Source organism: Hornefia butyriciproducens (assembly GCF_009695915.1).
In the GTDB taxonomy this organism is placed as follows: Bacteria; Bacillota; Clostridia; order Peptostreptococcales; family Anaerovoracaceae; genus Aminicella; species Aminicella butyriciproducens.
This window is the reverse complement of sequence record NZ_VUMZ01000005.1, coordinates 121,126-147,886: the sequence shown is the minus strand read 5'-3', so window position 1 is coordinate 147,886 and position 26,761 is coordinate 121,126. Positions and strand designations below refer to the sequence as shown.

The window sequence follows — 26,761 nt, the reverse complement described above, 5'->3', positions numbered from 1 at the left end:
TAGGAAAATCCAAAAGTTTAGATTTTCCCACAATGCTTATCTTTTGGTCTTTGGTTCGGAATAGTGTAGTGCTGGCGGTCTATCTCTTGTTTTCGGTTGCTTGCTTCCTTACCGTACATGAGCATTCGCCGCACGCTTCCAGCATTTCATGTCCACGCCGCAGCGCTCTCCCAGCCGGATGGGCCGCAGGATAAACGCGTCTGTCTCGCACGGACCGCCGGCCTCCACATCCCGCTGCAGCGAAGTGGTATCCTCCGGCCGGGAACGATCCAGAATTGTAAGATTGCGTTCAATCAGATCCTCTTCATAATGAATCCCCATCTTCTCCCCGAGAGCGACGACCTCCCCGATCGCCTCACGGTAAAAGTCCCGTTCCTCTCCGGGCTTCATCAGCAGGCCCATGGGGCAGTGATATACGAGGGCGGTGACGGCCATCGACCCCACCAGTGAGAACTTCCGCAGAACCTCCTTCTGTATATCTTCAGAAAGAGTCGCCTTCATCCCCGGCACCGTGCATTCCTTCTGAATCGTCTCCAGCTTCTCGCGGCTGACCTCCGGATCCTCTGTTCCGAAATAGATGTGCATCCGATCTCCGCTTAGGTAAATCCTGCCGTCTCCGTCTTTTCGCGCGAAAATATAAATCAGCCCATCCGCGACCTTCACACCGGGCAGCAGTTCACGAATCTGCTCTGCCGCCGCGATGCCGTTCAGCAGAGAGATGACGAGCGTGCTTTTCCCCGCTGCCTGCCGGATGAACGGAGCGACCTCCTTCACCGAGTAGCTTTTGGTACAAAGGAAAATCACGTCCGGAGTTTCTCTCCGGGTCAGGTATTCCTCCGACGACAAAGCCTTCACCGCAGGGATCGCCTGCTCCCCGCCGTCCCGGACAAAAATCAGCCCGTTTTCCTTCATGGCGTCCAGGTGACTTCCTCTCGCAATCAGCGTAACATCCCGGCCCGCCATCCCGAGGAACGCCGCAACACTTCCGCCGACGCCTCCCGCGCCGACAATCACATATCTCAGACTCATACCTCCTCCTGTTCCGGCGGTGTCAGCATCATGCAGGCCGCCATCAGTCCTCTCTTTCCGCCCTGCCCGCGGTGAGAGAAGAACACATCCGTATTCTCCTTTGTACAAAGCTCCATACAGGCGACATTCTCACGCCTGACTCCCGCCGACGTCAGCTGCCTGCGGATCAGCTCCCAGAGATCGATGTAATATTTGTTCCGGCCCCCGTCATACCGGGAAAACTCCGAAAAATCGCCGTACCTCCCTGCGAACAGTTCTGCAACGTCTGCGTCTACCTCGAAGCAGTTCCGGCACAGCGACGGTCCGATTCCACAGATGAGATCGCCGGGATTGCAGCCGTAATCGGACTGCATTTTGTCCACCATACGGGATCCGATTCCGTCCAGCGTGCCGCGCCAGCCGCTGTGCGCCAGTCCGATCACATGCCGCCGCGGATCATAAAAGTAGATCGGATTGCAGTCCGCATGCAGCGTGACGAGCGCAACGCCGCGGCAGTCCGTCACCAGTCCGTCCACATCCTGATAGGTGCGCTCACGAGTCGCACCGCATCCCCGGTCCTCCTCCGTCACATTTCGTATGTTCGTGGTGTGAGTCTGCCACGTGAACACCAGATTCTCCGGACAGATGCCCATACATTCCGCCAGCACGCCGATGTTGCGAGCCCGGTTCTCCGGAGTGTCCGGATCATTCCCCAGTCCGAAGCCCAGATTCCAGGTGGCACAGGGGCCCTCGCTGAACCCGCCGCACCGTGTGGTGAAGAGATGACGCAACTCCTGATACCGGTCCAGTTGCGGAAAGGTCAGATAACATGCTTCACCCCGCCGATGCATTTCATAGTTTTCCGTTTTCTGTGGGATCATCCCCGGCCTCCTCGTATTGACTGCCGAAAGAGTTCGCGGGTCTTTCCGGGCAGCGCCTCCGCTGCACAGACTTTTCCGCGATTTACTCATTCTGCAAAAATATTCTGCCATAGGTTAGTCATCCGGCAGAAGATATCCTTTCGCGCTCAGTTCCTGTCCGATAAGCTCCAGTGTCTCTTCATCAGGGGCTTCCACCGTATGATAATGGTACCCCGAGGTGATATTCATCAGCGGAGCGGACCGGCTCTCCCGGATCCCTTCCAAAAACTCCCTGACCTTGCGCCGGGAGCTTATGTCCAGATCCCCCGTGACCTTGCCGTAAACTCTGTGCCACACGAAAACGTTCACCACCGTTCCGCCCAGATCCACCACAGTGTTCAGCTCGTCCTCCATCTGCTCCGACGTATGGCTCACCTTAAACACCCTCCGCGGCCGATCAGTTTCCACCAGCAGATACCCGCGGTTGGTGGAAATAATCTGGCAGCCTGTGGCCCGAAGCAGTGCGATATCCTGTACGATCACCTGCCGGCTGACGCCGTATTCCGCAGCCAGATCCGTCCCGGAAACCGGTTTCTCACTGCTGCTTATTCTGCGGATAATTTCTGCTCTTCGTTCTGCTCCCTTCATCTCTGTTCGTCTCCTTTTCTGCCGGACAGCATACCTTCTGGATTTACAATTATACTCTTTCCTTCTGTTTTGTGCAATGCGGAGAAAGGGAGATTCACGACGATTCCTTGTTGACCGGAGCTCCGCCTCGTAGTATAATTTGTGGAGCAGCAAAACATAATTCTACAATATATAGTATTACAGAGCGTGTAACAAAGGCAGCAAGAGAAGGAGTTTGAACAATGGAAACTATCGAACGTATCATAAAGCGCGACGGCAGGGTCGTCCCTTTTGATATTGACAAAATCACCGATGCGATTTTCAACGCCGCTCAGGTTCTGGGCGGAAAGGACAGGGAAATGTCCTCTTACCTGGCGAAGCAGGTGGAGCTCTATCTGCTGGAGGTCTGCCATAACAGTGTCCCGACGGTGGAGCAGATTCAGGATGCAGTGGAGAAGATTCTCATTGAAAACGGCCACGCCAGAACCGCCAAGGAATACATCCTCTATCGCGCAGAGCGCACCCGCATCCGTGACATGGACACCCGGCTGATGCACATCTACGAGGATCTGACCTTCAAGGAGGCCAGAGACAACGACGTCAAGCGGGAAAACGCCAACATCGACGGAAACACCGCCATGGGAACCATGCTGAAATACGGCTCCGAAGGCGCAAAAGAATTTTACAAGATGTACGTGATCGACCCCAAGTATGCCAGAGCCCATGAGAACGGCGACATCCACATTCACGACATGGACTTCTATACACTGACCATGACCTGCTGCCAGATCGATCTGCTGAGCCTGCTGAAGGGCGGATTTTCCACCGGACACGGTCACCTCAGAGAGCCCAACGACATTGAAAGCTATGCGGCTCTGGCCTGCATCGCCATTCAGTCGGATCAAAACGACCAGCACGGCGGTCAGTCCATCCCGAACTTCGATTACAGCATGGCGCCCGGCGTCCGCAAGTCCTACAAGCGTCTTTACTTTGACAATATGGGAAAGATGCTGGAGCTCCTGTTTGGTCTGGAGAACGGCGCAGCCAGAATGCGGGCCTTCGGCCGGGAAGCCGAGAAGAGGCTCGGTGTCTTTCCCTGTATGTCCTGGGACAACGACTACCGGGAGGTGGAGCTGAAGCAACTGCTGCAGTACGCCGACGAGCCCGCTGTCCGCCAGCTGCAGGAGAAGGCCGCCATGTTCGCGGATCGGGAAATCGTCCGGAAAACCTATCAGGCGATGGAGGCGCTGATCCACAATCTGAACACCATGCATTCCCGGGCGGGCGCACAGGTTCCGTTCAGTTCCATCAACTACGGCACCGATACATCCCCTGAAGGGCGCCTCGTCATGAAATCCGTGATGGAGGCCACAGAAGCCGGTCTTGGGAACGGCGAAACGCCGATCTTCCCCATCCAGATCTTTAAGGTCAAGGAGGGCGTCAGCTACAATCCGGAGGATCCGAATTACGATTTGTTCAAGCTCGCATGCCGCACAAGCGCACGGCGACTTTTCCCTAATTTCTCGTTCCTGGACGCTCCCTTCAACAAACAGTTCTACAAGGAGGGCCATCCTGAAACAGAATGCGCATACATGGGCTGCCGCACCCGGGTCATCGGCAACGTTTACGACCCGAGCCGGGAAATCGTCTACGGGCGGGGGAACCTGTCCTTCACCTCCATCAACCTGCCCCGCCTTGCCATCAAGGCGAAGGGAGACCAGGAAATCTTTTTCGAGAATCTGGATCACATGATCGATCTATGCATCGGTCAGCTGATGGAACGGTTCCGGATTCAGGGGCAGAAAAAAGTCAAGAATTTCCCGTTCCTGATGGGGCAGGGCGTCTGGATCGATTCCGACAAGCTGGGCCCGGAGGACACGGTGGAGGAGGTCATCAGGCACGGCACTCTGACCATCGGCTTCATCGGTCTGGCGGAATGCCTGAAGGCCTTAATCGGGCAGCATCACGGAGAATCTCCGGAGGCGGAGCAGCTGGGCATCGAAATCGTCGCCTACATGCGGAAACGGATGGACGAGGAGGCACGCAAGACAGGGCTGAACTGGTCTCTGATCGCCACGCCGGCGGAGGGACTCTCCGGACGGTTCGTCCGCATCGACCGTGAACGCTTCGGCGTGATTCCAGGCGTCACAGACCGCGAATACTACACCAACAGTTTCCACATCCCGGTCTACTATGAGATCAGCGCCTTCGACAAAATCCGCAAGGAGGCTCCGTTCCACGAGCTGACCAACGGCGGTCACATCTCCTATATTGAGCTGGACGGTGACCCGCTGAAAAATCTGGAGGCCTACGAAAGCGTCGTCCGTTGCATGAAGGAGAGCGGCATCGGCTACGGTTCTATCAATCATCCTGTGGACCGCGATCCGGTCTGCGGCTATACCGGCATCATCGATAACGAATGCCCCAGCTGCGGCCGCCGCGAGGGCGACGGCAACCCAAACTTTGAACGGATCCGCCGCATCACCGGCTATCTGGTGGGGACCATGGATAACTGGAACGACGCCAAGACCGCGGAGGAGCGGGACCGGGTCAAGCACGGCCTGAGCTCCGGCTTTGAGAGGCTGTAGCCGTGGGCACGGCTCTTCGGCTCGCCGGCGTTATCCGCGAATCCATCGTAGACGGTCCCGGAATACGGTTCGTTATCTTCTGTCAGGGCTGCCCTCACCGGTGCCCCGGCTGTCATAACGCCGAAACTCACGATTTCTCCGGCGGCTATGACTGTGATATTGACAAAATCCTCGCCGCTGTGGACGCCAATCCCCTTCTTCAAGGGGTCACCTTCAGCGGCGGAGAGCCGGCGTGTCAGCCGGCTCCTTTCTATGCGCTGGCAAAGGAAATCAAACGCCGCGGCCTGAATGTCTGGATGTATACCGGGTACACGCTGGAGGAGCTGTCCCGCCTGGCCCGTTCCGGTCCGGAAAGCCCCTGTCGGCTGGCAGAGGACCGGAAAGCGCTGCGAAAGCTGCTGAACACCATCGACGTTCTGGTTGACGGAAAATACATAGAGGCGCAGCGCGACCTGACCCTCCGGTACCGCGGAAGCACCAACCAGCGGGTCATCGACATGAACCGGACCCGCGAAACCGGCACGCTGACCCTGACAGAATACTGAAACCTGATACGGTGCGACCAGCGCATTATGATATGCCCGGGCCCCCTGAACCAGAATGTGTTCACCTTCCTGTCGTTCCTGAACGAAGAAGGCGGACACTTTTATTTTGTGTTGAAAGGCAAATAACACCGTGGTAGAATTACCTCACAAGTTATTATAAAAGCGCTGCTAACGGAAACGGGGTGAAAAGCCCCTACTGTCCACAGCAACCGTGAATGCCGCAGGGCATGAGTCGGGAGACGAGCAGTGGCTTGGATGGTTCATTCCTGAGGCACGTATGTCCATCCATTCAGACAGGGAAACGAGCGTAGAGAGCTTCGGGTTATAGCGGCGCGAAGTTCTGCAGATACGGCACTTTCTGATGTTATTGTTGGTTTTGAAACAATGGTTGTGTGTTGACGGCATTGATTTGGATTTGCTGCGATCATTGCGATACATAGGCTGCCTCAGGGCGGTTTTTTTGTTTTCCGAAAAGGAAAGGGAGGTGTAGAAAGGGAAAACGAAAACCGGCAGGTTAATCGAGGAAAGGATAAGAAAAAAATGAAAACAAGAAATCTCAGGAGCAGAATCACAATTCTACTCCTGGCGGTACTGATGACCGTAACCTTCATGCCGGGACTTTCTTTCATGACCGGCACGACAGACGTATATGCGGCAACGTCCGTCAGCGACGTTTTCGAAGGACTGCCGGTCACGGCGACCCCGGGAACGGGAACGACACAGTGGACGGCGACTGCCGACAAGATCCTGAAGTCTGGTAATGCCGGTAAGAGTTACTCCACGAGTACCCTGACACTGACATTTACGGCAGACACTCATATTTCTTTTGAGTACAAAGTATCCTCAGAAAAGAAATATGATAAATTCAGCATCATGCACGGCAGCACAGCGCTGGTGAAAGACGCCAGCGGAGAAGTCGACTGGACCGGAGCGGAGGCTGACGTCAAGTCCGGCGATACGATGGTCTTTACCTATTCAAAGGACAGCGGCGGAAACGGCGGAGACGATACTTGCTATCTGCGCAATTTCAGTGCGGGAGAGGCTTTAGTCGTCACCTTCCACAACGGTTCAGAAACCCGTGAGCAGAAAATCTACGGCGGCAAAGGCACACTGCAGACCAACACGTTCACCAGAACAGGGCAGGTCTTTGCCGGATGGGCGGAATCCGCAGACGGCACAGTGAAATATCCGGACGGTGCAGACATTACACTGAACAGTTCCATCGATCTGTACGCCGTATGGGATGACGCTTATACAGTAACATTCGATAATAACGGCAGCACCGATTCCGTTGACGTTGCCCGGAACACCGCAATCGGAACCGCAAAGATGCCCGCGGATCCGACCAGAAAAGGATACACCTTCGGCGGCTGGTATAACAAAGAAGATCGGCTGACGAAGGACACCGTGATCAAAAGCGATGTAACCTACACAGCAAAATGGACGCCGGTCACATATACTGTCCGTTTCGATGCAAACGGGGGAACCGGAACAATGGACTCCATTACAGCCACCTATGATCAGGAAGTTGTTCTGCCGAAGAACGGGTTTACCCGCAGCGGATATACTTTTGTCGGCTGGGGGACTTCCGGCTCCTCAAAAACCTACGGAGAAGATCAGACTGTCAGTAACCTGAAAAGCAGACAGGACGACGTGCAGACACTGTACGCGGTCTGGGCAGGAAATGACGTCGCCGTTACTGTCGATCTGAACTATGACACCGATAACAGGACGGTCTCCCGAACCGGAGTCGTAGGATCGAACTACAACTACATCAGCTCCGGGTCTTCCGCAAAGTACAGCGAGCTGAAGGACCCGACGAGAGACGGCTGGAACTTCAAAGGCTGGTTCGATGCGGCAGAAGGCGGGTACACAATTACCAGTCAGTACAAATTTACAGCGGAAGACGCTCTGAAAGGGAAAACCCTGTACGCCCACTGGGCACAGGCGGTAACTCTCACCTTTGATGCCAACGGCGGAAGCTGCTATGTATCCTCCAAGAGCATCGACAGAAGGACTGCCTACGGCTCTCTGCCCTCCGCATCCCTGGACGGAAAGGTCTTCGACGGCTGGTATACCGCCGCAGAGGGAGGTCAGAAAATTGATCCGGATACTGTTTTCAATGAAAACACCCGGCTTTACGCACACTATCGCAACTATCAGAACAGAATTTCCTTCAGCGCCAACGGCGGCGAAGGCAGTATGGAGCCTCTGACCGTAGAGAACGGCGTAACTGCAAGACTTCCGAAATGCACATTCACCCGGGACGGATATAAGTTTGTGAAATGGTGCACAAGCAGTTCTCCGTCCAACTGGTCGAAATCATATGACGATGAAGAGGACTACATCTGGAACGCCTCTTACGGTGACGGTTACGGACAGACACTGTATGCCGTCTGGGAGGAAACTGTATTCCACAAGGCATTTACATCTGTCCGGACAGCTCTTCCGGAGGACGACATCGTCCGGAATACAGGTTCCCTGAAACTGCCGACAGAGGGCGACGGGTATAAAGTATCTTATAAAAGCAGTGACACTGACTGCATATCCGACACCGGAGATGTAACCGCTCTGCCACTGATGGGTACTGTCAACGTTACGATTACGGCAACCGTCACCGACACATCAGACAACTCCACACAGAGCAAAGACTTTGTTCTCACGGTCTATTCCGAAAAGGCGATTCAGACCACTGAATCTCTGAATACCGCGGCAGCCTCGCTCACCGGCAATCTGACTCCTGTCTTCGGAACAGATACCGATGCGACCGAAATAATCCGCACACGGCTGAAAAATTCCGGATACGAGAACATTACAATATCCGTGAAGGAGAAATCCGAAGGAAGATATTCCTCCATCGACAAAGATGGAACGATCCACTATTACTTCAATCCCGCGATGTCCGGCAACGGCGATTATTTCTATACGACATTCCTGCTCAGCAGAGACGGCATCACCGTTGAAAAACAGATGTACACTCTGATGCCGTGGGATCAGAAAAAGGTTTCAGAAGTACTGCAGTCTGAACTGGATCGCATAACATTTCCGTCAGAGCCGGTCACAAAGGGCGGACTGTCAACGCTTCCGCGTTATCCGGTCAAAGAAGGCGTAACCAGTCCTGATTACAGTCAGTACGACAACTTCAACGGCTGGGCGACGGTCACATGGACATCGGACGATTCTTCCGTCGTAAAGGTGGGAGACGCGCCGGACTACCCATATTATTCGCCGTATGCGGTGACCGTTAACCCAAAGGCTTATGACAAGGAGGTCAGACTGACCGCAACAATCCGATGCAACAGTCTGGACGCTGTCACGGTAACAAAGGATTACACTGTGACTGTCAAAGGAACCTCTGAGAACGCAAACGAAGCATTGGAGGCCGAGCTTCAGGAAAAACTGGACAAGGGCATGGAGAATCCGGGTCTCACCGATTTTTCCACGGGCAGGGCGCTGGACACCGACCATGTCACAGACAATATACAGTTCCCGACGACCAGAGATTTCAGGATCGATGGCAAATATCAGCCGGTTACGATCACCAGCAGCAACGAGGACGTGATTGAACCCTGGAAGAACAAGGACGGCGAGCCCCTGAACAATGCGGCATCCGTCAAAGTCTATCGGCCTCTTCCGGGAAAGCCTCCGGTAAAAGTCACGATTACGGTAACCATCACAGACAAGGCGACCGGCGTCAAAGTCTCCAGAAACATCGACGTCACCGTACAGCCGCTGACACAAGAGGAACTGGAAACCGCTAAAGCATTAATGAAAAAAGCCGTGAGCGGATACTGGGACGGAATAAGAAACAATAATACAGCGAAAGATAACATCACCGGAGATCTGCAGAGTTTCCAGGAAATCAACGCCGACAATGACGGTTCAGTCTCTTTCATATACCGGGCCGATGAAAAAACCTGGACCGGCGTCAGTGCGGATACCTATGTGGAGAATCCTGACGGCGGCAATGATAATGACTACCGCAGATTCAACTCCAGCGAACCCTCTGTGATAGCCGATTCCAACCTGCTTGTCAGCAAACCGGAATACGATACAGAGGTCACCGTAGACAGTTATCTGACACATGAAGTCTACGGAAAATACTTTGTAAAAGCCCGAAAAGACGGTGACAAAGACGCAATGTCGCTGTTTGCCGGGCTCTATCGTCAGCATGCAGAAGCAACGATGACAGTCAGGGGCGAAAAAGGTGCGGATCCCAATCCGGACGCCGGAGTTTCCGTATCCTTCCGTCTGCTCGGACAGAAGGGTGAAACCCTCCTGAATCTGAGAACGGTTTCCGTTAAGAAAAACGCTTCCGCCTTCGATGTTCTGACAAAGGCATTAAAGGAAAACGGGTATTCCTATACAGGAAGCTCCGGCTACATCTCAGCCATAACAACGCCCTCCGGCAAAGTTCTGGCTCAGAAGGAGGCCGGGGACAACAGCGGATGGATGTACAAAGTCAACGGCGAATTAACCGACAAAACACTCGGGGAAATGAAACTGCAGGACGGAGATGAGATGGTGTTCTTCTATACCTCTGATTATACTGCGAAAACGGCTGTCATCACATTTGATTCCGACGGAGGCTCTAAAATCGCCGCCGTGGCGGTCGGCAAAGGCCAAAAGATCGCCGCACCGGCAGTGCCGGAAAAAGACGGATACAATTTCGCCGGCTGGTATGACGCCGCAGGAAACAAATTCGATTTCAATACGATAATCGAGGACGACCTGACGCTGAAGGCCGCATGGAGCAAAAAGGATGCTGTAAAACCCAATCCGGAAGAAACCGCAGAAAAGCCTCTGCTTCAGGCCAGATCCGTCAGTCAGACGAAAAAATCACTCCGTCTCCAATGGAAGAAAATCTCCGGAGCGGCCAGCTATACTGTCTACGCAAGCAGATGTGACAGAAAGAAAAACTACAAAAAAGTCACCTCTACAAGAGGTCTGAAAACGACTGTCAGCCGGATTTCCGGAAAGAAACTCAGAAAAGGCACTTACTATAAGATGTACGTTGTCGCAAAGGACAGCCGCGGCAGGATTCTCTCAAAATCGCTGACTGTTCATGTCACAACAGACGGAGGCAAGTATACCAATCCCGGAAAGCTCTCCCTGCAGAACGCCTCCGCAATCAGAAAAAAACTGAAGTCCATGAAGCCCGGACAGACCTGCAAGGTCAGCACGAGGCAGACACTTCAGTCGAAAAAACTGAAATTCCGGAAGCATCGCGGAGTGGTGTACGAATCCTCTGACCCGTCGGTCGCAACAGTAAGCTCCTCCGGGAAGATCAGAGCTGTGAAAGCCGGCTCCTGCTCGGTCTACGCTTATGCGCAGAACGGAGTTTACGTCAGAGTCACTGTCACTGTCAGGTAACGCCGGAATTCTTTCAGGAGAAACACCGCGCGGTAAAATAACAACTCTATTATACAGGGAGCCACGTTCTTCATACAGAGCGGGCTTCCTGTATGCCATTCAGGCTTGCCGCATCAAATGCTGCGGCAGTTTTTATTCATGAACAAAGCGGTTGCGTCAGGCCGCCGCATTGGTCAAAAAAAGAAAACCGTCACGTTGCGAATTGGGGATCGCTCTGTGACGTCTTTCCAGTGTAATTATTATTCGTTTAAGGCATTATATGGAAGACCTTACCTCTCTTCCTTGACTTATAATAATATATCACATATAATAAGTAAAATGTTTTTTTCTTATATTTGAAATTACAGGTTCTAATGCCAAAGAGGACGCAGAGGAGACACCATGGATAACCGAAAATATGAAGCGCTGATCAACATCGCTGAGACCGGCAGCATCACACAGGCCGCAGAACGCATGGGGTACACGCAGTCCGGAATTACTCAGATGATCAACTCTCTGGAGCGGGAACTGGGCGTCAGACTTCTTCGACGCACCAACAAAGGTGCCAATCTGACGCAGAACGGACTGACGCTGCTGCCGTATATGCGAGAGGAGCACCGCTGGGAGCGGACGATCCGGCAGGAATGCGACCGTATGAGCGGCAGGGAAACCGGCACTGTTACAGTGGGATGTCTCTCCAGCATCAGCACCGCCTGGATGCCGCGTATTCTGGAAATCTTCGCGCAGCAGTTTCCGAATATCAAGATCAACATGCTGGAGCACGAGGCCCCGGAACTGGAGCGCATGCTGATGAGCGGGCGCATCGATCTGGCTCTGATGGAGGTGGCAGAGAAAAAGAACTACATTTCTCGGGTTCTGGTGTGGGACGAGGTCTTCGCCGTCGTCCCGGAGAATCATCCTTTGTCCCTGAAAGACAAAATCACACTGGAGGAGATGAGCCAATATCCCTTCATCTCCTATGCGACCGGAGCGATTTCCCGGCCGGATGAGCTGTGGCCGGAGACCTTTACCTCCCACAAAGTCAAGTTCAATGTCATGTATACCTGCAAAAATGACATGACCGCGATTCAGATGGTCAAGCATCATCTGGGCGTCACGCTGGCCGGCGACCTGATGCTGGAGAATTATCCGCCGGACACCATCAACATCTCTCTGGATCCGCCCATGTTCCGTTCTCTCGGAATCGCACAAAGACCGGGCGAGGAGCCTTTGCCCGCCACCCGGTCCTTTACAGAGTGCGTTATCGATACGGTCGGTTAACCTCTGGCCCTAGCCGCCGAGCTCTCGGCTTCCAGCTTCTGAAGCGCCTCGTCGCTGACTGTGACGAGGGTTTCCCGTGCCAGACCGCGCCTGGCGTCGTACAGCGTCAGGAACGATGCGGAGACCAGCAGAACAATTCCGACAATCGTGTTCCAGTAAACCGTTTCATTCAGCAGGAGAACCGCCAGAAACGGCGCGATTGCAGGTTTGATGAAGAAGGCGATGGATCCTGTCGTCGCGTCGGAGCAGCGGATCGCGATGAAGTAGAACAGATAGCCCAGACCGGTCACGAAGATTCCGCAGTATGCGACGATCATCCAGTTGTCCGCCACGCCGTCCACGACCGGGCGGCCGGTGCCCGCGATAACCGCCAGCAGCACCAGCGATCCCAGGATGAAACTGATGCTGGTCTGCGCGAACGTCCCGATTCTGCCGACCGTACGTTTCCCCATAACCGTGTATGCCGCGAAAGTCACGGAGGCGATGAGCATCAGGATGATTCCGGGAATCGTGTTTCCCTCCTGCACGTCCCAGGGGCGAATCATGAACACTGCCGCGACCAGCCCGATTACAAATGCCAGACTCTTCATTCTGTCCATTTTCTCTGAAGTAAACAGATGAGCGATGACCATCGTGAACAACGGGTTCAGACAGATCAGCGCCGCAGCCGTCGCCGCGTTGCATCTCTCGACGCCCAGCTGAAAGCAGAGCATACTCACGGGGATCCCCATAACGCCAACCAGGAACAGCCAGCCCGCCTCTCCTTTCGTTATCCGAAGACTGTTTTTTCTTGCCTCCACGACTCCGAAAGGCGCCAGAATCAGACCGCCGATCATGAACCGCAGGAACGTGAGCTGTACGGAATCCATGTTTCCGCCCCCTGTTTTCAGGGCAACCTCCATCGTGCCAAATAAAAACGCCGTCAGACACACGCAAACGACCACCTTTTTCATAACAATGATGCACTTCCTTTCCTTATACGCCTCGATTTTATCACCGCAGCAGAAAAAATCAAGGCTTTTCGTCTTTGACAGATTATTTAGATTTCACCCCGTCCTTTCCCCGGTCTTAGCCTGTAAATCGCCTGGCACCAAGCAGAGTCCGCGGCCGTCGCAGACATATATGCGGGAGCGGTGCGCCGGCGATGACTGTATCCCCGACCGGGATGCAGCGGAAACGCCTTGGCCACCGGGCATCTGCTATCCACGGCCGCCGCAAAAACCAACAGGCTCCGGCGTTCTGTCACCGCCGGAGTCTGTCAGTTTTTCTTTTATGAGTTATTATGTGAGAAAGAATGTTTTGAAAGAAAGTGTTGAAAGAAAGTATTATTGTTTTATCTGTGAGTTTGTGAGGTGTTGTCTGCTGTCTATCATCTCCCTTCGACAGTTTTAAGTATAGAGGTCTTATGTGATGAACCGGGAACGCTTTCCCGTAGTTTAGTTGTCGTTTCTTCTGCATAAACTGACGATTCCTTGTCGGTTATGTGAATTCACGGCACAATATGTCCGCGAACCCTCTCCGCAGATACAGTCCGGCTGCGGCACCGGTTGCGGCCATTTGTTCGAGTACTGTCCGACCGCGCCATCTGTTCAGATACAAAGCCTGCCGCAGTTCCGGCCCGGATGCTGTTGCAAATTCCCCCACTTCTCGGTATACTGATATTATCGAAATGAAGAAATACCGGAAACGTTCCGGATTAAAAGAAAGATAAAATGATGCATCCGCAGAAGCGGAACAGATTACAGGAAAGCAGGGACTTTAATGAACGACTATATCGCGCGGGCCACCGCAGCAGACAACAGCATCCGGGCATTTGCCATTCGCTCCACAGATCTGGTGGAGGAAGCGCGCCGGATCCATCACATGTCACCCGTCTGCACCGCAGCGCTGGGCAGACTTTTATCGGCGGGAGCAATGATGGGTTCTATGATGAAAGGTGACGGGGATCTCCTGACCATTCAATACCGGTGCGACGGCCCTATCGGCGGCATGACCGTCACGGCGGACAGCGCAGGCAATGTCAAGGGATATGTCGCGAATCCTCAGGTGGACATCCCGAGGAAGTACAAAGGAAAGCTTGACGTCGGCTCCGCCGTCGGACACGGCATCCTCAGCGTCAGCATGGATCTGGGGCTGCGTGATCCTTACAGCGGACAGTGCGAGATTCAGACCGGCGAAATCGGCGATGATCTCGCCTACTATTTTACGATGTCGGAGCAGACGCCCTCCGCAGTAGGACTAGGCGTAAAAGTGGATACTGACTGCTCTGTGCTTCAGGCGGGCGGATTCATTCTGCAGCTCATGCCCTTTGCCTCCGAGGAAACGATTTCCGCGCTGGAGACCAGGGTCGCAGAACTTGAGCCTGTAACCGCAATGCTGGAACGAGGGATGGGACCGGAGGAAATTCTGACGCACATCCTCGGCGACATGGGACTCGACATATTCGAGACCAGAGACTGCCGCTTTCACTGCGACTGCTCCAAGGAGAGAGTCTCCCGGGCTTTGGCCACACTGAACAAAAAAGACCTGGATGAAATCATCGCCGACGGCGAGTCCATCGAGGTCCGATGCTGGTTCTGCAACAAAGCCTATCAGTTTTCAATTCCGGAGCTGACCGCAATTGAGGAGTACGGCTCCCGGCAGGGCTGACCGCTTCTTCAGATGAGGCCGTAGCCGCCGCCCGGGCAGACAACAGCAGAAAGACGGCCGTCCTGGCGCAGATCCGGCAAAAACGGCGGCCGCCCGGCTTTATTCCTCGAGGCCGAGGTCTTTCATTTCCGCATCCACAGCAGCCTCGCAGCTCTGCATGGCCTGTATGGTTTTGTCGAAAAGCTCATCCAGCTCTACGCCCATCATCTCAGCTCCTGCCTGAATGACCTCCCGGTCGCAGCCGGCCGCGAAATTCAGATTCTTGAACTTCTTCCGCACCGACTTCACCTTCATGTCCATCACACTCTTTGACGGATGCATCAGCGCCACAGCGCCGATAAGCCCTGTCAGCTCGTCCGTCGCATAGAGAACCTTCTCCATCTCATGCTCCGGCTTCACATCCACCGTCAGATCATAGCCGTGACTCACCACACCGTGGATGATATCCTCGCCAACACCGGCTTCCCTCAGAAGCTCCGGAGCTTTAAGGCAGTGCTCCTGCGGATATTTCTCAAAGTCGATATCGTGAAGCAGGCCGACAATGCCCCAGAAGTCTTTGTCATCGCCGTATCCCAATTCCCCGGCATACCAGCGCATGACGCCCTCCACCGTCAGTCCGTGACGGATGTGAAAGGGCTCTTTATTATATTTCCGAAGAAGCTCCAGGGCCTCTTCCCTTGAAATGTGGTCTTTCATTGTGTGTACCTCCATACGTTGCCGCCCTGAGCCGCCGGCCTGTTATCTCCTTCGCCGGACACAGCTTCGCGGGCAGTTTTTCTGCTCTTTATCTTCCGATTATATAACTCGGCGGAAATCCTGTCAAACCTGTTTTATCAACACGAAAACGGGATATAAAATAAAAATGTATATGCACGGTCAGGCGCATTTGTGTCCTGATTATTTCGTTTAAGGCGTATGCGGGAATTCACGGTGCGGCAGCGCGGCCACACGATGCGGCAAAATGCAGCACACAGCACCGCGGCTGCGCGATGCGGCAAAATGCGTAACTCGATGAGCGGCGCAACGGCCGCACGATGCGGAAAATCGCAGCACACGACGCGCGGCACAGCGACCACACGGGAGACCTGCGTACAACAGGAAAGTAAGGTACCAGCAATGACAGTGAAAAACATCAAGGATCTGGATGTTCTGGATATCTGCCGGATCTGCGACGGTGGCGGCGATATCGACGAAGATGCCCTGAACAAGGAGATGGACGATATCGTTCAGGAGGTTCTCGCAGATTACAGCCACGGCAGAGACATCGACAACATGAATGTATTCGAACAGCCGGATCAGGAAATTGTGGAAGAAATCATCCACGAGCTGCTGATGATTTTGTTCCCCGGCTATTACCGCGAAAAGGAATACCGCACCCGCAGCACGCACATCAAACTCAGCGTCCTGATTGAAGACGTGATGTACGACCTGCGAAAGCAGATTGAGGTCGCGCTGCTTTTCGACCCGGAATACTCGGACAGCAAGAAGATCGTCCGGAAGCGGGCGGCACAGAAAATCTGTCTGGACTATTTCCGCAAGATCCCGAAAATGCGGGAATACTTGAATACAGACATACAGGCCACCTTCGACGGCGACCCTGCGGCGGACAGCAAGGACGAGATCGTCCTTGCTTATCCGGGGTTGCTGGCGACCGCTATCTACCGCATGGCGCATGAGCTGTTTCTGCTGAAGGTTCCTCTTCTGCCCCGCATGATGACTGAGTATGCGCACCGCGTCACCGGCGTGGACATCCATCCCGGCGCGACCATCGGGAAATACTTCTTCATCGACCACGCCACCGGTATTGTTGTAGGCTCCACCTCCATCATCGGTGAGCACGTCAAAGTGTATCAGGGCGTGACCATCGGAGCGCTGTCCACAAAGGAAGGTCACAAGCTTCACGGAAGCAAGCGGCACCCTACAATTGAGGATAATGTGACCCTGTACTCCGGCGCCTCCATCCTCGGTGGAAACACTGTCATCGGCGAAGGCTCCGTCATCGGCGGCAACTCTTTCGTTACAAAGTCTATCGCCCCGCACTCCACCGTCACCATCAAGACACACGAAATGGTGCTGGGCGCGAAAAACAAACCCGAAGAGAAGGAACTGGAGCAGGACTCCACATGGTTCTACGTGATTTAGACGGCGGCAAGAGCCTGCAGGGCGTATGCCACGCACTGCAGGCATGACATGTGTTACGTGCTGCGAGCATAATATGTACCATGTACTGTAGGCATGACACGCGCGCGGCAGCGACGCAAGGGACTTCTCAGAAATTATTCTCATAAAGCAGATTTCAAAGAAAGGGACTTCATTGAAAACAACGGTAATTTTAGTCCGGCATGGTGAAACAGAATGGAACCGGGCAGGAAAATTTCAGGGAATGAGCGACATTCCTCTCAGCGAGACAGGGCGGTATCAGGCATCCTGTGCCCGCGATGCGCTGAAGGGCACGGAGATTGACGCCGCATACGCCAGTCCGCTGCGCCGGGCTATGGAAACGGCCCGCATTATCCTGCAGGAGCGGGAAATCGAGCCGGAGCCTGTATTCGATTTTCACGAACAAAACGCAGGCGCATGGGAAGGCCTGACCGCCGAGGAAATCCGTCTCCGGTATCCGAAGGAACTCGAGCTCTGGAGCAACTGCCCCGGTCAGGTTCAGATTCCCGACGGAGAAACTTTCCTGCACGTTCAGCAACGTGCAACGCGGGCATTCTGGGAATGCGTCCACGCCAATCCAGGGAAAACGATACTTATCGCGTCCCATATGGTCTGCCTGTCCGCCCTGCTTCTGGGCATCGCCGGACTCCCGATTGATGAGATCTGGGCGCACCCGATCTCCAACGCGGGACTGAACCGGGTGGAGGTCTTCACCCCCGCGGAAATCGATTCGACCGCAGGAACCGCGGAAAACGCCTCGGACGATGCGGCATTCACCTCCGTGACAGGCGGGCCGCAAAGCTCAGAGACAGGCGGTCCGCAGAATTCAGAGACAGGTGGCCCGCAGAATTCAGAGACAGGCGGGCCGCAGGACGCCGGGCCCCGTCCGGGCGAACGCGCGTCAATCACCGTCTGGAATGAAGACAGCCATCTCCCGGAGGAGTTCCGGCGCAGACCGATGTTCCGCAAACAGCAGTCTTCACAGGCTCAACAGGCACAATAGCTGTCCAGGTGCAGCAGGCGCAATAAAGTTCGGGATCGGCAGGCACGATACCTCAGTCATACACCAAACATTATTATAGAGACCTGTCCCAGTTGAGTTTGCAAAGCGTGCTGGATATTCTAGTGCGCTGAAAGCGCCAATCCGGCAAACCGGAAATCACCAGCCCGGCATATGGAAATCAGTACTACTGATTTCCAATGCGGCGTAGCCGCCATTCCAGGGATAGAAAACATCCTCCGGAACGGGGCCATGCCATCTGTTCACTCACTCATTGCCAGGTCCAGGCCGTATACCTCTCTCATTGCGCGGTAGTTGGCCGGATCCACCGGTACGATATTAATCTTGTAGGCATCATGCTTGATGCGGTCCAGTATCGCTTCGGCCAAGGGACTGTCATCGCCTCCCGGCTGATCGTACCAGCCATCCGATTCATACTGTGAACAGAAGATCGTGGAAGATTTCTTCCTCCTTCTGTGCAATAGTTCCGGGATGTCATGCTGCTCAGCCTCAGTCGGCTTCAGAAGCAGCCATTCATCCAGGATCAGAACAATCGGATTGGCATACTTGGCCAGAACTTTCCTGTACGTCCCATCGAAGCGTGCAAGTTCAAGGAGGAGAGGAGCGATAGTGTCAAGATTTTTTCGCAAATTCAATTTGGGGGTGCGGACGTTATGCTTCATTATCCCTTATCAAAATGTTTAAGTGCATAGGCTTCACACTTTTTATAATTCGAATTTCTTTTAGCTATATAATAACAGTCTGCATTTCTTTTTTTCCAGCCCATTTTAATAAGCGCTTGTTCTTCAAAATCCAACAGTGGAATTCTATGATAAATTTCTATGCCTTTGGGAAATCTACGGTATTTATATATTCCTAAACTTCGCTTATATACCTTTATCGGATTGTCTCTGAAATAGTCGTCTATTGTGTATCCGACTTGTTCGAATGATTCGCCTTTAAGCATAGTTGATCCAAAAGCAAAACATACAACATTATTGGCCCCATTTTCTTTTAGGATAGATGAGTATGCCCTCATGCTATTACCCGTGGTAGTAACATCGTCAATTAAGATATATGCCTTATTTTTTTTCAACTTAGATGTGCATTCTGTGGTTTCCTTCAGCTGCTCAATCGAATTCCTCTCCCTATTCTCACAACTTGCAGATGACTCTATGCTCATTTTTCGTTGGAGTATATTTGATCCATCTTCAAACCCAAGCTTTTTCGCACAAATCTTTACAGCTTTTTTCAATGGCGAATTTTTGTCTCTTTCAATAGAGGAAGATGGCGCAGCAACCAGGACAATACCGTCCGCATTTATACAGTACCGTGCAATACAATGTATGGCTATGTTTAGTTTTGCGGAAAAACTTTGAAATGGATCCGGAGAGCAGTGTTTTTCATACTTGAAATCAACTATTAAATTTGACATCTTTCGCGTCTTGGGATCACAGTAGCTTCTGTCATTTTTTTTGCAATAGTCAGTAAAAAACAATATTTTGCGTTTGTTAACCTTTACATATGCCATAATCTATACCATCTCTTCTAAAATATCATTAACTGTTCGCCTCTAGTATCGTCTTTATTTTTTTTGAATAATTCAGGCAACTTTTCCTTAGAGTTTATTGATATTCCCATTTTATTATCTATGATAAAGATATTCCCTGAATAATCTCCCATTGACGCATCACTCGGAACATAGGTACCGACAACTTTATTATATTTATTTCCAAATTTTACAGTTTGCATCGTTCCGCTTTCCTCACTACATTCAATTACGAGAATGGAACCGGATAACCCTGCAACAATTTCATCCCTTGCCAAAGGGGTATATTTAGTTGCTTCAAAATTATTAGGATATTCGCTGAGTAGAAGTCCATTATTATCAATAATGCGTTCTGCCAATCCTATATTGCGTTTAGGTGAAACATTGTCAAGACCAGAAGGTAAAACTGCTATTGTAGATCCATTACAATGGAGGGCAGCATCATGTGCTACTGCATCACATCCTAATGCCAAACCACTTAGAATCGTTAATTTATAATCATCAATAATTCTTTTTACAATTTTTTTTTCGACTTTCTCAGTAAAATCTGACGGTTTTCTCGTCCCCACAACCGCTACCATTTCTGTATTTAAAAGTTCTACATTCCCTCTTGCGTACAGGAATACAGGTTTTTTATGCTTCATACAATTCAGTTGAGCCGGATACGATTCATCGAATACGGTTAGTATTTGTGTATCTTTGCTGTTCTTCACCACATAGTATTCTTCAACGGCCTTCTGCTTTGCGTTCGATATTTCAACGTCAGAAAAGCCTTGACTTGATAGGTATTTAATCAAACCATCTACATTTTCACATGATTGCAAAACAGTACAATACTCTTTATTTATCCTTGCATTGCCAACCATTGGTAGGCTTTTTAATAGCATCAATTCGATGCAATGATTATTCAAACAATTACCACCAATCTTTTTTTATAATTATACTTCGCTATGCTAAATAACACAACGCAAATAATTGAGCACGTCTCTCAGGAACTGCATCAACATATCCTCGATCTTGAAACGGATCTCGATTTCCAGACAACAGAATTAAACTACCTGTACGGATTCCTGTCCTGGATGAATCTATGGGATGAATTCATCTATTTCAGAAACCATGCTCATTCTGAACAAAATGAAGACGAACCCTTTCCAGGTCTGGTACTTCAACCTGAACTCTCATTAAGAAAACTGACATCAGAATCGTTGCAATTCAAAGCGGAGAGCATTTATCGACCCTCCACTTGATTTTCTGTTCAGTTCTTGTTTGTTCAGACCCCGTAGAATGCCCCTAATGAACGACCCTACAGACTGCCCCTAACGACAGACCATAACGAATGATATCTGACCCTAATGATTTTCCCTAAAAAACTTTGATTACCCACATTTTCACCAGTTTACACAGATATCCAGCTGTGTCGGATTGCGGCTGGCGAAACCGCCTGTATCCACTACGATTCCAACGCCCAGCGAGGTCATGATATAGCTTCCCTTCGGCCTCAGACTCAGATTGGCAGCACACATCACATAGCCGCCCAGCGTCTTGACGCCGTCGGACCGGACTTTGTACGGATACTGCGATGCAGAGAAACCCATCCCGCGCATGATGCGCACACAGGTTGACATATCCAGATTGTAATAGGTTTCCTTACCGGAAGGGCCCATGACGGTTCCCGCACCCCGGGAAAGTACGGCGCCGCTATATGTTCCGGAATACGTTCTGCGGGTATTCGCCCTGGCGATCTGCAAAATTTTCTTTCGTTCCTCTTCCCGAGCCTTCTTCTCTGCCTTTTTCTTAGCGGCCGCTTTGGCGGCGGCGACACGTTTCTTTTGTGCGGCAAGCCATTTCTGCTGTTTGATTTCCTGCTTGCGCTCATACTCATCGACTACCGCCCGGGCTTCCTTTGTTCCCGGAAGCTCCGCCTCTTCATCCAGCAACACCAGTCCTACCGCCTGCTTCTGTGTGAGGTTCTCCATCGTGAGCTGCTCCTGTTTCTGATTCGTCATCACGCCGTTGGCGTATATGAGAACCAGCAGGATCAGAGCGATGACCGTAAGCAGCAAAACAAGGGGCTTGAAATGGAAGTAGATATCGGGTCCCTGTTTTCGGTATAGCTTCTGCATGTTCAATCCTCCTATGACGTACGCATAACGTCCGCATGATTTTTCGCAGCTGCGCGGACGGGCTGAGGTTTTCAGCTTTTTTTGCCGCGGTTTCGGTCACGTTCGGGCCGCACGCTCCGGCGGTCAGGCTTTCTGCGCTCATCCGGCGCACTCTGCCCGGCTCGCAGGCTCTGTCCTGTTCGCTTGCTCTGAGGAGCAGGTCTTCTGCGGCTGCCGCGCTTTCCCGGCGCGTCGTGGCGTCCCGGCCGGTCGATGATTCTGGTCCAGATCAGATAGCTGGCGGCGAAGGCCACCGCGATGACAAGGGCGATCCACGGCGGAAGCAGTTCCAGACTCATCGCGGATTTCAGTTTCTGTTTTGCCGTGGCGTCGCTTTCCCCCGACGTTTCTGAGGAAGTATCTGCTTTTTTAACGATTTCTCCCCGGAAAGCGTCCGCAGTACGTACCGGAATGTTCACATTTTTTTCGTAGATTGATGTAAACTGACTGTGGTCGTTGGGATATCCTCCTGTTGCGTTTTCAATACACACATAGGGCGTGTGGGTGATGTTCCTGAAGTAGTGTTCCGCATCCCCGTCTCCGTTTCCGGTCTCCAGCTGTCCGGTGTAGCCGGTTTCCTCCGATACGATTTTCACCAGACGCTCCTCGGCGTCCTTTGTCTGATCTGTGTAACCCCAGTAATACACCTGCCCCATGGTATGAAGGTTGATGACCGCCTGGCAATTCAGTTCCTTCACCAGGTTCACCATCGCCATGGTCTCCTTCTCCGTATAGGGCTCGGTTCCTCCATAGCGTTCACTGCTGCGCACCGTATTTTTATTCGTCGTGTCATTGAACCCGGATTCAAAATTCCGATTGATGTCCACTCCCCGGGCGTTTGCCTTCCAATTGTAGTAGCCGCCGCTGACCGGATAGGTTTCCGCCTTTTCCCGCAGCGATTTGTCGCGTATGGAATCCAGTCCCTCCTGCGCGATCATTACACCGTCCGGATTCACCATCGGTACGATATAGATCTGCGTATGAGAAAAAATATCCTTGTACGTTCTCCCGTTTACTTTTTTCGTTGTGTAGTTCTTACAATATTCCTCTGCCATTGCCATTGCGACCGGCCCGTTGATATATTCCCGGGCGTGGACACAGGCAAAGACCACGATCTGCCTGCTGGCATTATCGCTGCCGATCCGCAGACACCATATATTTCTTCCGTCCCAGGACTTTCCCAGGGAAGACAGCCTGCACCGATCGCTGTATTTCTTCGCCAGCGCCTTGGCATCTGCGGTCAGATCCGCATAACTGTACTTCGCATCCGTGGTATCCACGACGGACGTGTCTGCGAAAACCGTCGATATGCTCAGGGTCGTGATTGCAGCAACCAGCCCCAGAACTACTATCGCACATCGTCTCAGTTTCTTCATAAATGCCTCGTAATTTGGTTTTTACAATGTGTTTTAGTATACCACAAAAACTACCCATGTGTGTGAAAAAAACTCGAATTCCCTACCGCCCGGAACCACCGGCACAACAGGGAGTAGGAAATGGACTAGACGCAGACACATTCCTCCCTATCATCCAGCGCGATACAGTTGCCGCAGTCATAGTTGCAGCACTCATGTACCAGCCGCCGCGCTCTGCGGTACTGACGGTAGTCCATGACGAAGACGGGTTCAGGCTTGCTTTTCTTCATGCTGGCACTTCCCGCACCCACCGCGGCCCTGGCAGGCATGGGCCTCCGGCTCCGGGCCGGTGGGCGCGTCTGCCGGTACCGGCTGCAAGAGGGCAAGGGGCAGTCGGACATTCAGGTGAACAGTGACGGGCAAAATAATCTGTTTCATACAGCGACCTCCTTCAATGAATTTACTGTTAAATATTCGTGCAAAGTATTGTTTTCTTCGTGCAAATAGCATATACTAAAAGTACTAGCAGAAAGGGGTTGATGATATGGCTGGAAATACCACAAACATCAGCATCCGCATGGACGCGGATTTGAAGGCACAGGCCGATGCCCTGTTTGCGGAACTCGGCATGAATTTATCCACGGCGTTCAACATCTTCGTGCGCCAGTCGCTTCGTGAGGGCGGTATTCCCTTTGAAGTGAAGCTGGAACAGCCCAATAAGGAAACGATTGCTGCCATGCTGGAAGCGGAAAGGATTGCAAAAGACCCGTCTGTAAAGGGCTACAAAGACCTTGACGAGTTGTTTGCCGACCTGAAAAAATGAGGAAAACAAAGTACACCGTCAAGTACACGACCGCTTTCAAAAAGGACTACAAGCGGGCAATCAAGCGCGGCCTGAAAATCGAATTGCTGGAACAGGTCGTGGCGCTGCTGGCAATGGGTGAACCGCTGCCGGATAAAAACCGTGATCACGATCTGTCCGGCGATTGGGTGGGCCATCGAGAATGTCACATTCTCCCGGACTAGTTGCTCATTTACCGTATCGAGGATGATGTGCTGGTCCTGACGCTGGCCCGCACCGGGTCGCATAGCGACTTGTTCGGCAAATAAACCGTCTGCCGCCGTATAGGTAAAACCTGTACGGCGGTTTTTCTGTGTGCAAAGGGGTGTCGTGAAACGCGATGCACCGCAAGGGGGGGGCGGCAAAGCGCCGTACCCTTTACCGCTCCGGTCCTCGGTCGCGGGACTTGTCCCGTTCCTGGCGGGCCAGTTGGTTGGCGGCCTTGCGGAGCCGTTCCATGGCTTTCAGTTCTTTCAGATACCGGGCCGCCGCGTCATAGAGAATCAGTTCCCAGCTGTGGCGCTGCTCGAACAGCTCCCGCTTCTCTGCCTCGGCCTTAGACCAGTTGTAGAGGCGGGTAATGCGGGCCTTGATTTCCTTGAGCAGCTTGTTGTCGGCGACGATCTGTAGGTTTATTTGCCTCCTTGGGGAGTAACCAGACACCGGCCATTTTCACAGCGCCGGGGATACGCCCCTCAACGCAGTAATGGTTGACTTGGCGGGACAAAACGTCCCATTTCTCACTTGCCTCTTTGAGTGTCACGTAGTCCATATTCGCACCTCCGACAACATTTTTCATTATCTCGAAGAATACAAGGTGTGAGATATGTCGAAAGCGTAAAAACAAACAGAGGCCGCAAATAGCAGCCTCCGCTTGTAAAAGAGCTATTGATAAATCAGCTCTGACAGCACAATTTCCTCCACCTGTGCTTTCAGCGTGTTCATCAGCCCCACCCAGCGCATGGGATCACGGAATTTCAGTTCCTCAGTGACGCCCGCCGCCTCCATCATGCGGGGCAGCATGGCGTCCATCCGTTCACGCGCCGCCCGGTCAATCTCCAACAGGTGTGGGTACAGCTTTTCACTCAAGATCAAGCTAATGGAAATGCTCTAAGTGACTGCTTCACTAACCATGACAAAAAACATGATTAAGAAGTCACTTAGAGCATACATCTCCTCGCCGCAACGCACACATTAAGATACGCCTTGGGGCGTACAGGCTCCAGGGCGTATCCGTATATAATTAAATATCGCTTTTACCATTTGTTCGAATGCGGATTCCGGCGTCAGCTCCCGGCCGGCTCCGCAAAGGCATACAAAAAAGAAGTATCCGTCCGCATTCGCGGCAGTTACTTCCTTCTTGATCTGACTCTTCCATTGTTGTTTTGGGAATTATTCCGCAACAAAAAGACAGTGTCTGTCTGTCTGTCTGTCTGTCTGTCTGTCTGTCTGTCTGTCTGTCTGTCTGTCTGTCTGTCTGTCTGTCTGTCTGTCTGTCTGTCTGTCTGTCTGTCTGTCTGTTAAGATTGTCCTTCTTTTATTATCGCCTGTCAAGATATTCTCACTCTCTTTCTCAACCATTACAATCGGGAATATCAATATATCAGCAGCGCTGCAACCCGTCACACACTTGATATAAAAAGAACTTATAACCATTATAGCACGCTGCGGCAAAAAATCCACCGAAAATTTCGAACTTAATCTCAAGCACCCGGATACGCGTCAGTCGGTTCGCATCCACAGGTCAATCCGCCCTGGTTCCTCATTGACTTGACGAGGATCTTTCTATATAATACGAGTATGGAAATGCTGATAAACACAGGAATATTAATACTGGGGTTCGTGCTGCTGATTAAGGGAGCCGATTTTTTTGTGGACGGGAGTTCCTCCATCGCCAAAACGCTGCTGATACCCCCGCTCATCATCGGTCTGACCATCGTCGCCATGGGAACCTCACTTCCGGAGCTGTCGGTCAGCGTCGTCTCATCACTGCAGGGGAACAATGAATTGTCCGTCAGCAACGTGACAGGCTCGAACCTGTTCAACCTCGTCGTTGTTCTGGGCGCCAGCGCACTGATTCTTCCGCTGAACGTGGACGACCGGGTTCTGCGCAGGGACTTTCCCATCAGTATACTCTGCGCCGCCGGCCTGATGATCATGTGTTACAAAGGCATGTGTATCGGCCGCTTCGCGGGCACTGTTCTGTGCGTTGCCTTTGTGCTCTACATCATCTACACCGTCCGGGCCGCAACAAAATCCCGGAAGGCTAGGCTCTCTCAGCATGACGATGAGTTTCAGGAGGCCGCGCAGGAATACCGGATTCTGCCGATGTGGCAGTCGGTCCTCTATGTCATAGGCGGCGCCGTCGCCGTCAAATTCGGAGGAGATTTCGTCGTGGACAGTGCCTCCTATATCGCCAAAAGCTTCGGACTTTCCGAGACACTGATCGGTCTGACCATTGTGGCCTGCGGCACTTCCCTGCCGGAACTCGTGACCTCCATTCAGGCGACTCGCAAGGGCGAACTCGATCTGGCCATCGGCAACGTAATCGGCAGCAACATCTTCAACATTCTGTTCATTCTGGGCGTAGCCGCCTTCCTCAGTCCCATCGCCATCGTCACGGCGAATCTGGTGGATATGGGCGTGCTGATCGTCGTGAGTCTGATCGTATGGGGATTCTGCTGGACAAAAAAATCCCTCTCTCGGCGAGAGGGAGTCTTCATGCTCATCATGTATACAATCTACCTGATTTACATTATTCTGCGAAAATAGTCGGCTATCAGG

The 26,761-nt window shown here is 52.4% G+C and carries 22 protein-coding genes and 1 pseudogene; 10 read left to right on the top strand and 13 right to left on the bottom strand.

The genetic code is table 11. The features are described 5' to 3' along the window. Positions 1-108: 108 nt before the first annotated feature. From FYJ64_RS06910 to FYJ64_RS06900, 3 genes are all read right to left on the bottom strand, one after another. Complete coding sequence (locus tag FYJ64_RS06910; protein WP_154574465.1) at positions 109-1,029, bottom strand: ketopantoate reductase family protein; 921 nt, start codon at positions 1,027-1,029, stop codon at positions 109-111. Beyond that, positions 1,026-1,889 (bottom strand): peptidoglycan editing factor PgeF, encoded by an 864-nt coding sequence (pgeF, locus tag FYJ64_RS06905; RefSeq protein WP_206045577.1) that lies wholly within the window; start codon positions 1,887-1,889, stop codon positions 1,026-1,028. Before pgeF ends, FYJ64_RS06910 begins: the two co-directional genes overlap by 4 nt. Before the next feature lie 114 nt (positions 1,890-2,003). Continuing rightward, positions 2,004-2,516, bottom strand: a complete 513-nt coding sequence (locus FYJ64_RS06900) for a transcription repressor NadR (protein ID WP_154574463.1) — start codon at positions 2,514-2,516, stop codon at positions 2,004-2,006. A 221-nt stretch (positions 2,517-2,737) separates the two neighbouring features. Here FYJ64_RS06900 and FYJ64_RS06895 point away from each other — a divergent pair, with 221 nt between their 5' ends. The 4 genes from FYJ64_RS06895 to FYJ64_RS06880 all read left to right on the top strand — a co-directional run bounded on the left by FYJ64_RS06895 (position 2,738) and on the right by FYJ64_RS06880 (position 12,261). Then, positions 2,738-5,083, top strand: a complete 2,346-nt coding sequence (locus tag FYJ64_RS06895; protein WP_154574462.1) for an anaerobic ribonucleoside triphosphate reductase — start codon at positions 2,738-2,740, stop codon at positions 5,081-5,083. Positions 5,084-5,085: 2 nt separating this feature from the next. Continuing rightward, positions 5,086-5,628 carry an anaerobic ribonucleoside-triphosphate reductase activating protein gene (gene nrdG / locus FYJ64_RS06890; RefSeq protein WP_276960812.1) on the top strand — a complete coding sequence of 181 codons (543 nt, stop codon included), beginning with the start codon at positions 5,086-5,088 and terminating at the stop codon, positions 5,626-5,628. 540 nt (positions 5,629-6,168) lie between these two features. Then, positions 6,169-11,001, top strand: coding sequence for an InlB B-repeat-containing protein (locus tag FYJ64_RS06885; protein ID WP_154574461.1), 4,833 nt, complete (start codon positions 6,169-6,171; stop codon positions 10,999-11,001). Between the two features lie 381 nt (positions 11,002-11,382). Continuing rightward, positions 11,383-12,261, top strand: coding sequence for a LysR family transcriptional regulator (locus tag FYJ64_RS06880; RefSeq protein ID WP_154574460.1), 879 nt, complete (start codon positions 11,383-11,385; stop codon positions 12,259-12,261). On the opposite strand, the gene FYJ64_RS06875 is transcribed toward FYJ64_RS06880, so the two are convergent. Then, the gene (locus tag FYJ64_RS06875) at positions 12,258-13,214 is read right to left on the bottom strand and encodes a DMT family transporter (RefSeq protein WP_154574459.1); all 957 of its coding nucleotides are present in this window, start codon (positions 13,212-13,214) and stop codon (positions 12,258-12,260) included. The genes FYJ64_RS06880 and FYJ64_RS06875 overlap by 4 nt on opposite strands. An 808-nt stretch (positions 13,215-14,022) precedes the next feature. Here FYJ64_RS06875 and hslO point away from each other — a divergent pair. Beyond that, positions 14,023-14,910, top strand: a complete 888-nt coding sequence (hslO, locus tag FYJ64_RS06870; RefSeq protein ID WP_154574458.1) for an Hsp33 family molecular chaperone HslO — start codon at positions 14,023-14,025, stop codon at positions 14,908-14,910. A gap of 99 nt (positions 14,911-15,009) precedes the next feature. Here hslO and FYJ64_RS06865 read toward each other — a convergent pair whose 3' ends face one another. Beyond that, a complete protein-coding gene (locus tag FYJ64_RS06865) occupies positions 15,010-15,606 on the bottom strand; it encodes a hydrolase (RefSeq protein WP_154574457.1) in 597 nt (198 codons plus the stop codon). 420 nt (positions 15,607-16,026) lie between these two features. Between FYJ64_RS06865 and epsC the strand changes: the two genes are divergently transcribed. Next, the gene (gene epsC, locus FYJ64_RS06860; RefSeq protein WP_083628205.1) at positions 16,027-17,052 is read left to right on the top strand and encodes a serine O-acetyltransferase EpsC; all 1,026 of its coding nucleotides are present in this window, start codon (positions 16,027-16,029) and stop codon (positions 17,050-17,052) included. Positions 17,053-17,224: 172 nt separating this feature from the next. After that, a complete protein-coding gene (locus FYJ64_RS06855) occupies positions 17,225-18,073 on the top strand; it encodes a histidine phosphatase family protein (protein WP_154574456.1) in 849 nt (282 codons plus the stop codon). 260 nt (positions 18,074-18,333) lie between these two features. Here FYJ64_RS06855 and FYJ64_RS06850 read toward each other — a convergent pair whose 3' ends face one another. The 6 genes and pseudogenes from FYJ64_RS06850 to FYJ64_RS06825 all read right to left on the bottom strand — a co-directional run. Further along, on the bottom strand, positions 18,334-18,726 hold the full coding sequence (locus FYJ64_RS06850) for an ATP-binding protein (protein WP_407928779.1): 393 nt from the start codon (positions 18,724-18,726) through the stop codon (positions 18,334-18,336). A 26-nt stretch (positions 18,727-18,752) separates the two neighbouring features. Further along, positions 18,753-19,601: a phosphoribosyltransferase gene (locus FYJ64_RS06845; protein ID WP_154574455.1), complete on the bottom strand. Its 849-nt coding sequence runs from the start codon at positions 19,599-19,601 to the stop codon at positions 18,753-18,755. 17 nt (positions 19,602-19,618) lie between these two features. Continuing rightward, positions 19,619-20,485: a DNA-processing protein DprA gene (locus tag FYJ64_RS06840; RefSeq protein ID WP_206045576.1), complete on the bottom strand. Its 867-nt coding sequence runs from the start codon at positions 20,483-20,485 to the stop codon at positions 19,619-19,621. A 522-nt stretch (positions 20,486-21,007) separates the two neighbouring features. Beyond that, the gene (locus FYJ64_RS06835) at positions 21,008-21,742 is read right to left on the bottom strand and encodes an RlpA-like double-psi beta-barrel domain-containing protein (protein WP_154574453.1); all 735 of its coding nucleotides are present in this window, start codon (positions 21,740-21,742) and stop codon (positions 21,008-21,010) included. Between the two features lie 71 nt (positions 21,743-21,813). Further along, positions 21,814-23,157 (bottom strand): M14 family zinc carboxypeptidase, encoded by a 1,344-nt coding sequence (locus tag FYJ64_RS06830; RefSeq protein WP_154574452.1) that lies wholly within the window; start codon positions 23,155-23,157, stop codon positions 21,814-21,816. 128 nt (positions 23,158-23,285) lie between these two features. Beyond that, positions 23,286-23,426: pseudogene (locus FYJ64_RS06825) on the bottom strand (cysteine-rich VLP protein); the annotation flags it as partial. 254 nt (positions 23,427-23,680) lie between these two features. Here FYJ64_RS06825 and FYJ64_RS06820 point away from each other — a divergent pair. After that, positions 23,681-23,959 (top strand): type II toxin-antitoxin system RelB/DinJ family antitoxin, encoded by a 279-nt coding sequence (locus tag FYJ64_RS06820; protein ID WP_075713569.1) that lies wholly within the window; start codon positions 23,681-23,683, stop codon positions 23,957-23,959. Then, positions 23,956-24,162 carry a type II toxin-antitoxin system YafQ family toxin gene (locus FYJ64_RS06815; protein ID WP_465250624.1) on the top strand — a complete coding sequence of 69 codons (207 nt, stop codon included), beginning with the start codon at positions 23,956-23,958 and terminating at the stop codon, positions 24,160-24,162. The genes FYJ64_RS06820 and FYJ64_RS06815 overlap by 4 nt, the downstream gene beginning before the upstream one ends. A 193-nt stretch (positions 24,163-24,355) precedes the next feature. Here the strand turns inward: FYJ64_RS06815 and FYJ64_RS06810 are convergent, their stop codons facing one another. Together FYJ64_RS06810 and FYJ64_RS06800 are read right to left on the bottom strand one after the other, a co-directional pair. Then, positions 24,356-24,640: a hypothetical protein gene (locus FYJ64_RS06810; protein WP_465250622.1), complete on the bottom strand. Its 285-nt coding sequence runs from the start codon at positions 24,638-24,640 to the stop codon at positions 24,356-24,358. A 222-nt stretch (positions 24,641-24,862) separates the two neighbouring features. After that, a complete protein-coding gene (locus FYJ64_RS06800; RefSeq protein ID WP_441139498.1) occupies positions 24,863-25,066 on the bottom strand; it encodes a TnpV protein in 204 nt (67 codons plus the stop codon). Positions 25,067-25,777: 711 nt separating this feature from the next. Here FYJ64_RS06800 and FYJ64_RS06790 point away from each other — a divergent pair. Next, a complete protein-coding gene (locus FYJ64_RS06790) occupies positions 25,778-26,749 on the top strand; it encodes a calcium/sodium antiporter (RefSeq protein ID WP_154574450.1) in 972 nt (323 codons plus the stop codon). Positions 26,750-26,761: the final 12 nt, after the last annotated feature.

Coding starts and splice junctions, on each gene's coding strand:
- FYJ64_RS06815 (WP_465250624.1), top strand. CDS start 23,956: ATGAGGAAAACAAAGTACACCGTCAAGTACACGACCGCTTTCAAAAAG.
- FYJ64_RS06885 (WP_154574461.1), top strand. CDS start 6,169: ATGAAAACAAGAAATCTCAGGAGCAGAATCACAATTCTACTCCTGGCG.
- FYJ64_RS06875 (WP_154574459.1), bottom strand. CDS start 13,214: ATGAAAAAGGTGGTCGTTTGCGTGTGTCTGACGGCGTTTTTATTTGGC.
- FYJ64_RS06840 (WP_206045576.1), bottom strand. CDS start 20,485: ATGGTTGGCAATGCAAGGATAAATAAAGAGTATTGTACTGTTTTGCAA.
- pgeF (WP_206045577.1), bottom strand. CDS start 1,889: ATGATCCCACAGAAAACGGAAAACTATGAAATGCATCGGCGGGGTGAA.
- FYJ64_RS06865 (WP_154574457.1), bottom strand. CDS start 15,606: ATGAAAGACCACATTTCAAGGGAAGAGGCCCTGGAGCTTCTTCGGAAA.
- FYJ64_RS06820 (WP_075713569.1), top strand. CDS start 23,681: ATGGCTGGAAATACCACAAACATCAGCATCCGCATGGACGCGGATTTG.
- FYJ64_RS06830 (WP_154574452.1), bottom strand. CDS start 23,157: ATGAAGAAACTGAGACGATGTGCGATAGTAGTTCTGGGGCTGGTTGCT.
- FYJ64_RS06895 (WP_154574462.1), top strand. CDS start 2,738: ATGGAAACTATCGAACGTATCATAAAGCGCGACGGCAGGGTCGTCCCT.
- FYJ64_RS06900 (WP_154574463.1), bottom strand. CDS start 2,516: ATGAAGGGAGCAGAACGAAGAGCAGAAATTATCCGCAGAATAAGCAGC.
- FYJ64_RS06845 (WP_154574455.1), bottom strand. CDS start 19,601: ATGGCATATGTAAAGGTTAACAAACGCAAAATATTGTTTTTTACTGAC.
- FYJ64_RS06790 (WP_154574450.1), top strand. CDS start 25,778: ATGGAAATGCTGATAAACACAGGAATATTAATACTGGGGTTCGTGCTG.
- FYJ64_RS06910 (WP_154574465.1), bottom strand. CDS start 1,029: ATGAGTCTGAGATATGTGATTGTCGGCGCGGGAGGCGTCGGCGGAAGT.
- FYJ64_RS06880 (WP_154574460.1), top strand. CDS start 11,383: ATGGATAACCGAAAATATGAAGCGCTGATCAACATCGCTGAGACCGGC.
- hslO (WP_154574458.1), top strand. CDS start 14,023: ATGAACGACTATATCGCGCGGGCCACCGCAGCAGACAACAGCATCCGG.
- epsC (WP_083628205.1), top strand. CDS start 16,027: ATGACAGTGAAAAACATCAAGGATCTGGATGTTCTGGATATCTGCCGG.
- FYJ64_RS06835 (WP_154574453.1), bottom strand. CDS start 21,742: ATGCAGAAGCTATACCGAAAACAGGGACCCGATATCTACTTCCATTTC.